The sequence below is a fragment of the uncultured Polaribacter sp. genome, from assembly GCF_947503875.1.
Taxonomy (GTDB): domain Bacteria; phylum Bacteroidota; class Bacteroidia; order Flavobacteriales; family Flavobacteriaceae; genus Polaribacter.
In genome coordinates this window covers 461,557-475,238 of record NZ_CANNFH010000002.1, presented here as the reverse complement: position 1 = coordinate 475,238, position 13,682 = coordinate 461,557, and the positions used below count along the sequence as shown (strand labels likewise).

The 13,682-nt window shown below is 29.5% G+C and carries 12 protein-coding genes; 4 read left to right on the top strand and 8 right to left on the bottom strand.

From position 1 onward, the window contains the following. Positions 1-115 precede the first annotated feature (115 nt). Entirely contained in the window at positions 116-745 is a 630-nt protein-coding gene (locus Q0684_RS04495; protein WP_299013013.1) for a peptidylprolyl isomerase, read from the bottom strand. Positions 746-855: 110 nt separating this feature from the next. Between Q0684_RS04495 and Q0684_RS04490 the strand changes: the two genes are divergently transcribed. Beyond that, a complete protein-coding gene (locus Q0684_RS04490; RefSeq protein WP_299013011.1) occupies positions 856-1,227 on the top strand; it encodes a BlaI/MecI/CopY family transcriptional regulator in 372 nt (123 codons plus the stop codon). Next, positions 1,224-3,863: a M56 family metallopeptidase gene (locus Q0684_RS04485; protein ID WP_299013009.1), complete on the top strand. Its 2,640-nt coding sequence runs from the start codon at positions 1,224-1,226 to the stop codon at positions 3,861-3,863. Before Q0684_RS04490 ends, Q0684_RS04485 begins: the two co-directional genes overlap by 4 nt. 453 nt (positions 3,864-4,316) lie before the next feature. On the opposite strand, the gene Q0684_RS04480 is transcribed toward Q0684_RS04485, so the two are convergent. From Q0684_RS04480 to Q0684_RS04460, 5 genes are all read right to left on the bottom strand, one after another. Next, on the bottom strand, positions 4,317-4,913 hold the full coding sequence (locus Q0684_RS04480) for an alkylphosphonate utilization protein (RefSeq protein ID WP_299013002.1): 597 nt from the start codon (positions 4,911-4,913) through the stop codon (positions 4,317-4,319). Between the two features lie 439 nt (positions 4,914-5,352). After that, entirely contained in the window at positions 5,353-5,829 is a 477-nt protein-coding gene (locus Q0684_RS04475) for a hypothetical protein (protein WP_299013000.1), read from the bottom strand. Positions 5,830-5,871: 42 nt separating this feature from the next. Further along, the gene (locus Q0684_RS04470; RefSeq protein WP_299012995.1) at positions 5,872-7,125 is read right to left on the bottom strand and encodes a tetratricopeptide repeat protein; all 1,254 of its coding nucleotides are present in this window, start codon (positions 7,123-7,125) and stop codon (positions 5,872-5,874) included. A 6-nt stretch (positions 7,126-7,131) separates the two neighbouring features. Then, a complete protein-coding gene (locus tag Q0684_RS04465) occupies positions 7,132-8,688 on the bottom strand; it encodes a M56 family metallopeptidase (protein ID WP_299012993.1) in 1,557 nt (518 codons plus the stop codon). A gap of 104 nt (positions 8,689-8,792) precedes the next feature. Further along, on the bottom strand, positions 8,793-9,155 hold the full coding sequence (locus Q0684_RS04460) for a BlaI/MecI/CopY family transcriptional regulator (protein WP_299012991.1): 363 nt from the start codon (positions 9,153-9,155) through the stop codon (positions 8,793-8,795). Positions 9,156-9,915: 760 nt separating this feature from the next. On the opposite strand from Q0684_RS04460, the gene lysS reads away from it, so the two are divergent. Then, entirely contained in the window at positions 9,916-11,610 is a 1,695-nt protein-coding gene (gene lysS, locus Q0684_RS04455) for a lysine--tRNA ligase (protein ID WP_299012988.1), read from the top strand. 60 nt (positions 11,611-11,670) lie between these two features. Then, the gene (locus Q0684_RS04450) at positions 11,671-12,588 is read left to right on the top strand and encodes a glutaminase (RefSeq protein ID WP_299012985.1); all 918 of its coding nucleotides are present in this window, start codon (positions 11,671-11,673) and stop codon (positions 12,586-12,588) included. A 24-nt stretch (positions 12,589-12,612) separates the two neighbouring features. Here the strand turns inward: Q0684_RS04450 and Q0684_RS04445 are convergent, their stop codons facing one another. Beyond that, a complete protein-coding gene (locus Q0684_RS04445) occupies positions 12,613-12,993 on the bottom strand; it encodes a hypothetical protein (RefSeq protein WP_299012983.1) in 381 nt (126 codons plus the stop codon). A 16-nt stretch (positions 12,994-13,009) separates the two neighbouring features. Continuing rightward, on the bottom strand, positions 13,010-13,639 hold the full coding sequence (gene rsmG, locus Q0684_RS04440; protein WP_299012980.1) for a 16S rRNA (guanine(527)-N(7))-methyltransferase RsmG: 630 nt from the start codon (positions 13,637-13,639) through the stop codon (positions 13,010-13,012). Between the last annotated feature and the right edge of the window lie 43 nt (positions 13,640-13,682).

The following is a 13,682-nucleotide window of genomic DNA, read 5'->3' as shown; positions in this document are numbered from 1 at the left end:
AGTTGAGTTAGCAATTAAGGCACTTTGTTTTTTTGGTAGAATAGACTTTACTTTTTTGTACTCTTTTCTGCACAAAATATTGGTTCAAGAAAGTGGATTAAAACACCCAAATAAATTACTTTTTTAAAATATAAGCTTTGGTAATAAAATCGATTTTAGGAAAATTTTCTTTGACATAAGTATTGCCAAACTTCGCAATTTGACCTTGTTTTTTTGCTGGTTTTTCTGCGTAACCACTGTAAAACTTTAAAATATTTTCTTGGCCTGAAATTACTTTTGCCACTACAGGAAAACCTTTTGCACCACCATAATCTAAATTATCTAAACGAAAATTATCCTCTAAATTAATAAATATTTGATTAGAACGTGAGTTTGCTCCTCCTCTAGCAAAAGCAATGGTCATTTTCTCATTTTTTTCTAGAACAGGTTCATCTGCAATAGATTGATCGCCCCAACTTTTGTTTATAAACGTATTGTTATGAATACCAAATTGCGCTACAAAATTGGGTACAACTCTAAAAATTGCAATATCTGTATAGTAATTTTTACTAATTAATTGATACAATCTGTCTACTCCTTTTGGAGACCAAGCTCTTTTTGCTTCAATATCAAAATTACCTTGTGTGGTTTCAAAACGAGCGGTAAAAGTTTCTGGAGCTTGAATCTCCGTCCATTTTTCTTTGAATAATTTTGGGCTACAACCCAATAAAACACTAAACAAACACAGGTAAACTAACTTTTTCATTTCAAAAAATATTTGATAGCGAAGATAGTAAAGAAATCGATTATTTTTAACTCTACATTTGTAGAATTCATTTTTTTATTCTATGTTTGTAGAGTAAAAATAGAATTCACATGCAATTATCTAAAACCGAAGAACAATTAATGCAGTATTTATGGAAACGTAAAAAGGCATTTTTAAAAGAATTGTTAGAAGATTTTCCAGAACCAAAACCTGCTACAACAACTGTGGCTACTTTATTAAAGCGTATTACAGATAAAGGTTTTATAAATTATAAATTGTTTGGCAAGTCTAGAGAGTATTATCCTATTATTAAAAAAACAGATTATTTCTCTAATCATGTAAACGGATTGATTAAAAACTTTTTTAATGATTCTGCGAGTCAGTTTGCATCTTTTTTTACCAAAGAAACCAATCTTACTACGCAAGAATTAGAGGCTTTAAAAGAAGTGATTGATAGTCAAATTAAAAAACAAAAAAAATGATAGTGTACTTATTAAAATCGGCAAGTTGTTTGGCATTGTTGCTGTTTTTCTATCACTTGGTTTTAGAGAGAGAAAAAATGCACAATTTCAATCGTTTTTACTTATTAATTGGGGTTGTATTTTCTTTTTTGGCGCCGTTAATAACGTTTACTACGTATGTAAAAGCTACAACTTACATTCAACCAGAAATTGTTAAAACCCCTTTTACAGAGGAATTTACTCCTATAATTATAGAAGAATCTACTGTAGATTATTCTCAAATTTTATTCGGAATTTACCTTACAATTGTTGGGGTTTTTCTATTTCGATTTGGAAGAAATCTATTTAAAATCGTCAAGAAAATTAAAACAAATAAAAACGTTGCACATCAAAAAGCGACTTTGGTTTTGGTGGATGACAACATTCTTCCGCATTCTTTTTGGAATTATATTTTTATCAATAAAACAGCATACGAATCTGGTAAAATTGAAGCCGAATTATTTACCCACGAATTAACACACGTAACCCAAAAACATACGTTTGACGTGTTGCTAATTGAATTATTACAAGCCGTTTTTTGGATAAATCCATTATTTATTTTCCTAAAAAAGGCAATACAATTAAATCACGAGTTTTTAGCAGACGAAAACGTAATCAATCAACATAAAAACACGCACCAATACCAGCATTTGTTGTTAAACAAAGCGTCTTGGAACAACGAATATTACTTGGCCAGTAATTTGAATTATTCACTTACTAAAAAAAGATTAAAAATGATGACAGCACAAAGTTCTCGAACAAAAGTTTTGTTCAAAAAATTGGCGGTAATTCCGTTATTAATTGGTTTTGTTTTTCTGTTTGCAGAAAGAGTGGAAGCGCAAGAGAAAGAGGAAGAAACCATTGAAATTGTAGAAACAGTCTCAATTAATGACACCAAATTAGAAGAAACAGAAATTTATAAAGAATATGTTTATAGAAACCTTAAGGTAGTACAAAAAGATAAAAATGGTAATAAAATTAGCAAAACGTACGCTGAATTAAATACAGAAGAAAAAGCCCGTTTAATGACTCCTCCATTAAAATTAAAGAAGATTGTTCCTACACAAAAGCAATTGAACGATTTAAAAAATGAAAAAAACTTCGCAGTTTGGATTGATGGAAAAGTTGTAAACAATACTGCTTTAAACCATTACAAAAATACAGACTTTGCAAGATATTCTAATAGTTATGTACATAAAAATGCTAGAAGTAAACGTTTTCCTCAAAAAAATCAAGCACATTTAGAAACTACTAAATATTTTGAAAATCAAAATAAAATTCGATTTCAAAATTATAGAGCGTTTTTTGAAAAAAAACATGGTATTCAAATAATAAATATCAAAGAAAACAGCACTAAAGCAGACAAAAAATATATAGAAGAAAAGAAGAAACTAAAAAACAACTATATCGATTCTCCTGTTATACAAGATAAAATTATATCCTTAAATAATATGAGAAACGAAGTTCCTTCTTTTATAGAAGAGATTAGAAAAAATAATGCCACTAAAGAAAGTAGAAAAGTAGATTCACTTAAAAAGGACAACGAGGTAACTCCAGAAGAAATGAAAACCTACACTACTTTATTTAATAAAGGCAAAAAATATAAATTTTATAAAGTAAAGGATGTAAATAAAATGAAAGATATTTACAATAGAATGTCTAAAAAGCAGAAACTTACGGTAGAAAGTGTTTTTAATTTAGTTCCTTCATCTCTTTTCCCAAAACCAGATTGGATTTATACTTATAATCGATTAGCCAATAAAGTTAAAAGAACCTCAGAAAACAGAAAAGCAAACCTTATTCGTTTAAAAGAAATCTATAATAAAAAAATGACGGATGCAGAAAAGTTAAAAGTTACTGCTCCTCATTTGTTAGTTCCACCTCCACCAACTCAAAAAGTTTTAAAAGGTGAAAAGTCTGATATTCCTCTATCACCAAAGAATAATAACAAAAGTAAAATAAAGCAAGATACGCTAAAGAAAAAACCAAAATGGACTGTAACCGATGAAGTACAATTCTTAGAAATAGAAGAAAATGACAAAAATATAGATGAAATAAATTTATTGTCCATAATTATAAACAGACCTGAACTTGAATCTAAGACTAAAAACTATTTTGTAAACAGTAAAAAAGTCACAAGAAACGATTTAGATAAGATTGACAAAAAATATATAGAAACAATCTCTATAAGTAATGTTAGTAAAAATGAGGTGAATTTGCATATAACATTAAAGCAAAAAAAAGAACTTCCTTCAAGTTTTAGAAAAAAGTACAATGCTAAAGAAGACTTTGTTTTTAACTCTGTTGCTGAAGTTAAAAAACAAAAAGAAACAACATCAAAATTAAGCGACAACGAAAAAAGACAATTTTTACTAAGAAAAACAATTATTCAAGCAACTACTTATAAAGCAACAAAATTCAATTTTAAAATTGATAAAAAAGTTTCTAAAATTAATGATGTCTATTCCTATTTACATAACAATCCACTTTGCAATATTAGTACTAGTAAAAACAAAGATGGAATACAAACATTACTTTTAAATAATTCTTCAAGTAAAAAAATGAGTGAAAGCGCTTTACAAAATATTTACACAGAAGTCTTTAATACTATAAAATAAAATTAGATTTCATAACTTTAAAAACCTCGAAATTTCGAGGTTTTTTCGTGTAACAAATTCTTTTTTAAAACGTTGTAAATATTCACAATTTCACTTCGAGTAATCACGTTTTTTTGCCTGATTGTATCGAAAAGTCTTTTTAAAAATCAATACAATTTTATGCTTCCTTCACAAATCTGCTTAAAGATGAAACTTCAAGCTGATTCTTTTTATAAAAAACAACAAAATATGCTGTAAAAAGAATGTGTTGGCAAACAAGTGCGTTAGCGATTGTAGCATTTGTTTGAGCTCTCACGCTTTTTAGCGTGAAGCGAGTGCGAAAAGCGCGACCTGCAAGGTAACGCCCAAATAAAATTAGAATTACTATGTCATTTCCACTTTATGGAGAAATCTTAACTTTAAGAATTCTCAATCGCTTAAAAAAGGGCATTGGGAAATGACAATAAACTAAAACTACTCCTTCTCTGCCATTTTTTTAACATAATCTGTAATAATTACAATTTGTGTTGGCCCAACTTTACCTTCTATATATTTTGCGTTTTCATGATCTAAAGAAATTCTGCGTACTGCTGTGCCTTGTTTAGCAACCATGCTAGCCTCTTTTACCTTTAAATCTTTTATTAAAACTACAGAATCTCCGGCTTGTAAAATGGCGCCATTTGCGTCTCTGTGAATTATTTTTTCGCTATCGTCTAAATGATCTCCAGATTCTTTTGCAAATCGCAAATCGTCGTCTTCTAAATACATCATATCCAACAAATCTTGTGGCCAACCTTCTTTTCTTAAACGAGACAACATTCTCCAAGCAACCACTTTTACAGCTCTGTGCTCACTCCACATGGCATCGTTTAAACAACGCCAATGGTTTGGTTCTGTAGCATCTGCATCCTCTATTTGCGTTATACAAGTTTTACAAGCCAGTAAAGAACCATCTACGCCACCACCGCCAATTAACGTTGGTTTTACCTCGTAAATAGTCAAATTATTTGTTGATGTGCATAATTCGCACGCATTGCCACTTCTGTTTTCTAATTCTTGCTGTAAACTCATAATTATTTTTGGTTGCTTGTGGCAAAAGTACATTTTTAATTTGAAGCCATTTCCAGCTTTCCACTATATCTTTTTGCCAAAAAAAGGCAAAAAGGATGCCGTTTCAATCTGGGCTAAACCTGTTTGCTGGCTTTTAGTTTCACCTTAAACCATTATTATTACCAATGGAATGATAATTCGCATAAAAAACACTTCGACAAGCTCAGTGTGACTTGTCCCGTTCAATTAAAAATAACAATATCAGTAAAAGCTTATCTTAAACCGCATAATAAGCTATCAAAAAGTGTATTTCTTACTAGATTTCTTTATTAGGTAAAATGATAAACAAAACACAATGTAATTTCGAATGAAACGCAGTGAAATTGAGAAATCTATTAAAATACAAATCGTTTTAAAATAATAAGATTTCTCCACAAAGTCGAAATTGTAAACGTAATGTCTACTCTTTTAACTCAATTTTAATAGGCAATTGATATCTTGTAGTTACAGGAATACCTCTTTTTACTGCAGGTAAAATACAAGGAATATTTGCAAAACTTTCGTTTATTAAACTGTCTAATTCTGGGAGTTGTTGTTTTATCTTTCCTGAAGAACGAATTGTGTCTAATATGAAATTTCCTCTTTGATTGATTATTAAATCTACAAGTACCAACTCATTAATAGCATCTTTAATTACAAACTGATGACTTTTTAAAACTGTGCCAATTTTTTGGTGAATTGTAGCTCTAAAACAATCTGCTTTTTTCTGTTTATGAATAATAGAATCACAATTTTTAAAAGAAGGATAAACATCTACGGAAGAAAAATCTACAATGGTATCTAAAACAGGTGCTTTTTTACTTTTAGTGAAAGAAAATTTATCACAAGAAGTAAAGCTAATGAGCACTAATAAAAAAGTAAAAACACGTAAAGACATGAGTAATTTTATGCTGTGAAATTACTAAAAATTAGTCAATTATTATTCTAAACTTTCTCCTTTAATAAAAAACGCTTTTTTAATGGCAGTAATTCTACTTTCCACAAAATCTGACATTTCTTTATCGCGATTTAAAAACATTTTTTTAAATGTTTTATAATGTTTATATGCTATCTTTTTGTCTTCATAATAATCGTCGGATAATCTTGCCAATTGAAAAAGTGCTTTGTAATTTCTAGAATTTTCTTCAAATGCTTTTTTAAAATACCTAATTGCAGTTTGTGGTTTTTTTTGCTCGTAAGCCATGGTTGCCAATCCGTAAAAAGCATCGTCTCTTTTTTCTTTACCAACAGTTGTTGCTCTAAAATAATAAAGCCTAGCAATTTTATAATTCTTCTCTTTTAAAGCAATATTGCCCAAATATGTATACGCCTTAAAATCTTGTGTATCTATTTTTACAACATTTTTAAAGCGTTTTGCTGCATTTTTATAATCTTCTTTTTGATAATAAACCTTACCTAACATGTTATTGGTAAAATGTTCCATTTTCTCTAAACTATCTAACTGTAACAAAACAGGTACAATTGCCTTAAAATCTTTTTCTCTATACAATTGATTTGCCTTAATTCTATTTAAACTAATATGATTTGGATTTACTTGCAACCCTTTATTAATGTATAAATAAGTAGAATCTTTATCTTTCAAATAAAAATAACTTGATGCCAATTTTGTCATTGCTTTTAAATGCGTACTATCTTTTTTAACCACATCTAAAAAGCTATTCATTTTTCTATTATTGTCTCTATTTAAAGCATAAGCCAAACCTAATTGATAAGAAAAATGAGGATTTAAACTGTCTTTTGCTATCAAGTTTTTAAAAACAGCAATTGCTTTTTTAGGTTTTCTGTTTTTTAGATACAATTTACCCAACTGATATTTTAAAATTAAATTACTGGTATCTTTCTCAACTAAATCTTCATAAATAGTAATGGCTTTATTCGATTTTGAAATTCTTAAATAGGCTTTTGCCAATTTTAAACTTGCTTTTTTATTTTCTTTAAAACGTAATGCTTTTTCTAAATAGGCTATAGTTTGTTTGTAATTGTCTATAGACTCATAAATTAACGCTGTTTTGTAATTGGCTAAAAAAGAAGGCGGTTGTATTGCTTTTAACTTATCTAAAGCTATTAAATACCTACCATTTTCTACTAAACTATCTATTGCTGAAAAAGTTGGAGTTTGCGCCCCAACTTTAACAATTACAAATAATACTACAATCAAAATTTTCTTTTTCATATTTCTTTAATCAACTATTACTGTAAATGGGAAATTGTAAGAAACAGTTATTTTTTCACCCTTGGTTTCTCCTGGTTTCATTTTAGGTAAATTATGCATTACTCTTATCACTTCTTCTTCTATTTTTGTATGTGGACCTCTAGCTTCTACATCTATAACATCTCCTTTAGTGTCTACTTTAAAACCTATAAAAATTCTTTTTATACCTTTTTGCAAACCTAAACTCTTTGGCAAATCTTTATCAAAATTTCTGACAAAATGTTTTTGAATTTTCTTATTAAAACAATCTTTATCTCCTACTTCACAACCTGGAAAGGTTGCTGCTGTTTCTATAGACATGAAGTTAACTGAATTACTCTTATATAATTTTTGTAGTGCTGTTCTTCTCTTCATCTGAGAATAATCTACTTCCATTACAATAACCTTTCTATTCTTTTTGTATGCAAATATTCTTAAATCTATTTTTGTATTAGTACCTCTTGCATTTAAACTACTGTCTAATGCAAATTTCATTTTTTGAAACTCCATTTTTTCACCAACAGTTAAATCCTCTGCATTAAACTCTTTACCTTTAGGTAACCTATATTCATCTCCAATACCTACGTAAGTATCCAAATAAGTCTCTGTTTTACGTACATACTCAGATTGTTTTCCTTTATTATTAAAATACATTGTTCTTAATTCTTTTTCAGAACCTAAATCTTTATTCAATTCATTCTCCGAACAAGAACTATAAAATAGCATAGCAATTAATACAGGAATCAATACCAAATATTTTAATTGATTCGTTTTTTTAGATTTGCTTTTCGTCATCATAAGAATTCTTTTTTTGATTAAACTTTGTTTAGTAAACTGGTTTATAAAAGCAATATTTTCTACCTGAAAAAAGTTAGACAATAACTGATTGATGTAATTCTCTTTGGGTAAAGATTTCGTGGCAACTTCGTCTGAAATATATTCATGTACTAAAGTGATTCGCTTTTGATAGATATAAACCATAGGATTAAACCACATTACAATTTTTAAAATTTCAAAAAATAACAGGTCTAAAGAATGCTTTTGCTTGCTATGCACTAACTCGTGCGCAATAATTTCTTCTTTTTGATTTTCTGGTATTTCTTTACCAATAAAAATGTAGTTGAAAAAAGAAAATGCTTTGGCTTCTTTTGGAATTAGAACCAACGTATAATTTTGCTTTTTAACGCGTTTGTAAGAACTTATCAAATCTATTATCTGCCATAATTTTGCTATAAAAACTACACTAAAAATAATAACGCCAATAGCAAATAAAATATCGATATAATTTAAAGATTGATACCAAGAAGTTTGTGCAATAACTTGTTCTGGATAAAAGACAATTTCTGGCACAGATAAAACATATGATTGTGGTACTGCCTTTTGAAAAGTAGGAATTTTAACCAATGGCAATACAAACGAAAGTATAGGTGTACTTAATAAATACCATCTGTTTTTATTAAAAAAGGTTTCTTTACTTAGAAAGAAATCATAAATAACCAAAAATAATATTTGGAAAAGGACTACTTGTATAATGTAATTTAACATAGCTTTTGTTTTTTTACTTGAACTTTAATTTTACTGACAACTGAAGACTGAATACTGAAGACTGCAAACTGCAAACTGAAGACTGCCAACTGAAGACTAAAAAACTACCTCTTCTTATTCACTTCCTTTAAAATAGATTCTAATTCAGAGACATCCATTTTGTTTTGTTTTACAAAAAAGGATACCATACTTTTAAATGAGCCGTTAAAATAACCGTTCATTAATTTGTGTAAACTTTGGTTGCTATACGTTTCTTTTTCTATAATTGGGTAATACACAAAACCTCTACCTACTGATCTATGCGCAACAAATTCTTTGTTTTCTAAAATTCTTACAATGGTAGAAACTGTATTGTATGCAGGTTTTGGCGCTGGCAATTTCTCGATAATATCTTTTACAGAAGTTTCTTCTAAATCCCACAAAACTTGCATTATCTGCTCTTCTGCTTTTGTTAATTGTTTGTTCATAATTTCAACTAAAGTTTTAGTTTAACAACACAAATATAACTAAATATTTAGTTTAAACTAATTTTTTAGTTATAAAGTTTTTACTAATCAGTTTTTGATTGGTACATTTTGAAGAAAAATTTTATGAAGTATTGTGGTCTTCGACAAGCTCAGACTGACTTGGTTTTGTCTATTCAATTTTATAATTACTCTATTTTTTTTTATAGATTGAATTATATTTTGCTTTTCTGTAGCTGAATTAAATCTAAAAAGTAGGACAAAATTTATAGCGGTTTTTATTTACGAATTGAAACGATTTTGTTTGTTATAATGAATGAAATAAAAATTAAACAGGATGTTAGCAAACAAGTCTAGCCCACATTGAAGCCCTTCGACTACGCTCAGGACAGGCTTTTTTTTTGAGCTCTCACGCTTTTATGCGTGAAGCGAGTACATAAAGCTGGAACCTGCCTGCCGCAGGCAGGATAGCTTCAAAAAAAATATTTTGAAATACATTCTTGAGTGCCTGAGGAAAATTCAGGATAAAAAAAAAGCGTCCCATTTAAGGGAAGCTTTCCATTGGTTAACAAAACCACGACACTTTTACTAAAGTGCCAAACAACACAACTAAATGCTACTTTAACAAAAAGTAGCATGCAAATATACAAACTTTTAAAAAATCTACAACAAATAATCTTTATTTTATCGAATTCTGCAATTGCTAGCTAATTGAAAGATTGTATCTTTGCACTCTTTAAAAATCATCATTAAAATATTAGAAATGCAATTATCAGAACAAGAAGTTGTACGTAGAGAAAAGCTTGTAAAATTAAGAGATTTGGGTATTAATCCTTATCCTGCAGATTTATTTCCTGTAAATGCAACTTCAGCCGAAATTAAACAAGAGTTTGTTGCCGACAAAGAGGTTGTAATTGCTGGTAGATTAATGGTGAAAAACATACAAGGAAAAGCCTCTTTTGGGCAATTGCAAGACGGTGAAGGTAGAATACAATTGTATTTTAACAGAGATGAAATTTGTGCTGGCGAAGACAAAACTTTATACAATACTGTTTTTAAAAACTTACTAGATTTAGGAGATTTTATTGGGGTAACTGGTACACTTTTTACTACACAAGTTGGTGAAAAAACGGTTTTGGTTAAAGAGTTTAAATTGCTTTCTAAATCTTTAAAACCTTTACCAATTCCTAAAGTAAAAGATGGTAAAACGTATGATGCATTTACAGATCCTGAAATGCGTTACAGACAACGTTATGCAGATTTAGTGGTAAATCCGCATGTGAAAGAGGTGTTTGTAAAAAGAACAAAATTGTTTAATGCAATGCGTTCTTTTTTTAATGATGCTGGTTATTTTGAGGTTGAAACGCCTGTTTTACAACCCATACCTGGTGGTGCAGCTGCAAGACCTTTTATTACACATCATAATTCTTTAGACATTCCTTTATACATGAGAATTGCGAATGAATTGTACTTAAAAAGGTTAATTGTTGGTGGTTTTGATGGGGTTTATGAGTTTTCTAAAAACTTTAGAAATGAAGGAATGGACAGAACGCACAATCCTGAATTTACAGCCATGGAAATCTATGTTTCTTACAAAGATTACAATTGGATGATGGATTTTTGTGAGCAGTTACTAGAGCATTGTGCAATTGCTGTAAACGGAACTGCAGAAGCTACTTTTGGCGAACATAAAATAAATTTTAAAGCGCCATATAAGAGAATTACAATGCGCGATTCTATTTTAGAATTTACTGGTTTTGATATTTATAACAAAACAGAAGATGAAATTAGAACTGCAGCAAAAGGCATGCAAATTGAGGTTGATAAAACCATGGGGAAAGGAAAGTTAATTGATGAGATTTTTGGCGAAAAATGTGAAGGTAATTACATTCAGCCTACTTTTATTACAGATTATCCTAAAGAAATGTCTCCACTTTGTAAAGAGCACAGAGAAAACCCAGAACTTACAGAACGTTTTGAGTTGATGGTTTGTGGTAAGGAAATTGCCAATGCATATTCTGAATTAAACGACCCAATTGACCAACGTGAGCGTTTTGAACATCAGCTAAAATTAGCGCAAAAAGGAGATGATGAAGCTACTGAATTTATAGATGAAGATTTTTTACGTGCTTTAGAATATGGTATGCCACCAACTTCTGGAATGGGAATTGGTATGGATCGTTTAATTATGTTTTTAACCAACAATCAATCGATACAAGAAGTATTGTTTTTCCCTCAAATGAGGCCAGAGAAAAAAGCGCCTGCTGTTGAGTTAAATGATGATGAAAAAGCAGTTTTAGCGATTTTACAAAAAGCTGAAAAAATAGATTTAACTGAATTAAAAACTCAGTCTGGTTTATCTAATAAAAAATGGGACAAAACCATAAAAGGTTTAACTAAAAAAGAGGTTGCCAAAGTTTTTAAAACAGATGAAGGTTTGTTTGTGGAAGTTGTATAAGAATTTTTAAATCTAATTTTTTTCAGAAATTCTATAGATTTGATAAAACAAAAACTAGCCATGAAAAATTATCAAAATATAATTTCTAATATCTACAACAAATTAAAAACTGTTGAAGATTCTGGAAAAGTAGCGAATTATATACCAGAATTAGGCAATGTTTCTGCAGCTAATTTTGGTATAAATATTACTGCTATCAATAGGGAATCTTTTAGTATTGGAGACGCTGATAAAAAATTTTCTATACAAAGTATTTCTAAAATTTTAACGTTAACCTTGGCCTATCAATTAGAAGGCGAAGACCTTTGGAAACGTGTAGATGTAGAACCTTCTGGAAATCCGTTTAACTCACTTTTACAATTAGAAGCAGATTTTGGTAGACCTAGAAATCCTTTTATAAATGCAGGAGCAATTGTAGTTTGTGATGTATTGTTAAGTCATTTAAAAAACCCAAAAGAAGATTTTTTAAATTTCTGCAAAAATATTTGTCATAATAACAATTTAGCGTATTCAGATAAGGTAGCACAATCAGAAAAAGAAACGGGCTTTAGAAATACAGCTTTGTGTAATTTTATTAAATCTTTTGGCAATATTAAAAATAATGTTGAAGATGTACTCGACTTTTATTTTTACACTTGTGCAATAGAACTAAGTTGTGCAGAACTTTCTCAAATATTTTTATTCTTAGCAGATGACCATTTTCTTTGTAAAAAAGGTAAACCTGTTTTAACTGAAAGCCAAGCCAAAAGAGTAAATGCCATTATGTTAACTTGTGGTTTTTATGATGAATCTGGCGAGTTTGCTTTTAGAGTTGGTTTGCCTGGTAAAAGTGGTGTTGGTGGTGGTATTGTGGCAATACACCCAGACAATTATGTTATTACAGTTTGGAGTCCTAAGCTAAACCCAAAAGGAAATTCTTATAAAGGAATGTTATTTTTAGAGGAATTTACTACGCAAACGGGTATTTCTATATTTTAAGAAATTACTATTTCCAAAATACTATTATTCAAAAAACGTAACATTTGCAAACGTTGGTGCAGATTCTGAAATAGAAGCTACACCTTTTTTGTTTATTTTAAAAGTGATATCTTTAGCTGTACTAAATAAAATAACCGATAAGAAAGTAGTTTTTAAATAAGGTTTTACCATACCAAAGGCTTCTTCTAAAGTACAAAGGGTAACTTCATCATCCATTTCTCTTGGCCTAAAACTTAATTTTACGGCAACTTTTTCCTTCTCTAATTCCGACATAGGTCTCACAAAAATATTTTTTAATTCTCGTTTACCTATTGTCTTGGCTAAAGTAACTTTGGCAAAAGTACCATTATTTGCACTTTGCTTTACTTGTTCCCAAAACTGCACAAATACTTCTTGATATTCCATTTGAACCATAACCAAACTAGCCTTTAAACTTCATTCCTAAATGCACTACTTTTTTGGTTTCAAAAAAGTCTTCTTCAAAAAAGTCTGGTAAATTATAAATTGTTGCAGAAGTGTATAATTTTAATTCTTCCGTTAAATCGCCACCTTTTAAGTATAAAATTCCGTTTTTTAAATCGTGATTTTGTTTTTTAGCAATTTTACCTTTATTCCAGCGCACAAAAGTTTCCATTTGTGCTACTGCTCTACTTACAATAAAATCATAAGTATCTTTTACCTCTTCTACTCTGCCATGTGTAGTTTTTACGTTTTCTAAACCTAAACCGTCTACAACTTCATTTACCACTTTTATTTTTTTTCCAATAGAATCTACCAAATGAAATTGTGTATCTGGAAATAAAATCGCTAAAGGAATTCCTGGAAAACCACCTCCAGTACCAACATCCATAACTTTAGCACCTGGTTTAAACTGTATTATTTTTGCAATTCCTAAAGAATGTAAAACGTGTCGTAAATACAATTCGTCAATATCTTTTCTAGAAACTACGTTAATTTTTAAATTCCAATCTTCGTACAATTCTTGCAATTTAGAAAATTGCGTAATTTGTGATTCTGTTAAATTTTTAAAATATTTGTGAATAATATTCATTTATGCTTAATTTAGTGCTGCGAAAATAGTTATTTAGAACGAA

What these genes read in the sequence shown, in the direction of transcription:
- Q0684_RS04475 (WP_299013000.1), bottom strand. Translation starts at nt 5,829, where the DNA reads ATGTCTTTACGTGTTTTTACTTTTTTATTAGTGCTCATTAGCTTTACT.
- Q0684_RS04445 (WP_299012983.1), bottom strand. Translation starts at nt 12,993, where the DNA reads ATGGAATATCAAGAAGTATTTGTGCAGTTTTGGGAACAAGTAAAGCAA.
- Q0684_RS04470 (WP_299012995.1), bottom strand. Translation starts at nt 7,125, where the DNA reads ATGAAAAAGAAAATTTTGATTGTAGTATTATTTGTAATTGTTAAAGTT.
- Q0684_RS04465 (WP_299012993.1), bottom strand. Translation starts at nt 8,688, where the DNA reads ATGTTAAATTACATTATACAAGTAGTCCTTTTCCAAATATTATTTTTG.
- Q0684_RS04490 (WP_299013011.1), top strand. Translation starts at nt 856, where the DNA reads ATGCAATTATCTAAAACCGAAGAACAATTAATGCAGTATTTATGGAAA.
- Q0684_RS04485 (WP_299013009.1), top strand. Translation starts at nt 1,224, where the DNA reads ATGATAGTGTACTTATTAAAATCGGCAAGTTGTTTGGCATTGTTGCTG.
- Q0684_RS04495 (WP_299013013.1), bottom strand. Translation starts at nt 745, where the DNA reads ATGAAAAAGTTAGTTTACCTGTGTTTGTTTAGTGTTTTATTGGGTTGT.
- Q0684_RS04450 (WP_299012985.1), top strand. Translation starts at nt 11,671, where the DNA reads ATGAAAAATTATCAAAATATAATTTCTAATATCTACAACAAATTAAAA.
- rsmG (WP_299012980.1), bottom strand. Translation starts at nt 13,639, where the DNA reads ATGAATATTATTCACAAATATTTTAAAAATTTAACAGAATCACAAATT.
- lysS (WP_299012988.1), top strand. Translation starts at nt 9,916, where the DNA reads ATGCAATTATCAGAACAAGAAGTTGTACGTAGAGAAAAGCTTGTAAAA.
- Q0684_RS04460 (WP_299012991.1), bottom strand. Translation starts at nt 9,155, where the DNA reads ATGAACAAACAATTAACAAAAGCAGAAGAGCAGATAATGCAAGTTTTG.
- Q0684_RS04480 (WP_299013002.1), bottom strand. Translation starts at nt 4,913, where the DNA reads ATGAGTTTACAGCAAGAATTAGAAAACAGAAGTGGCAATGCGTGCGAA.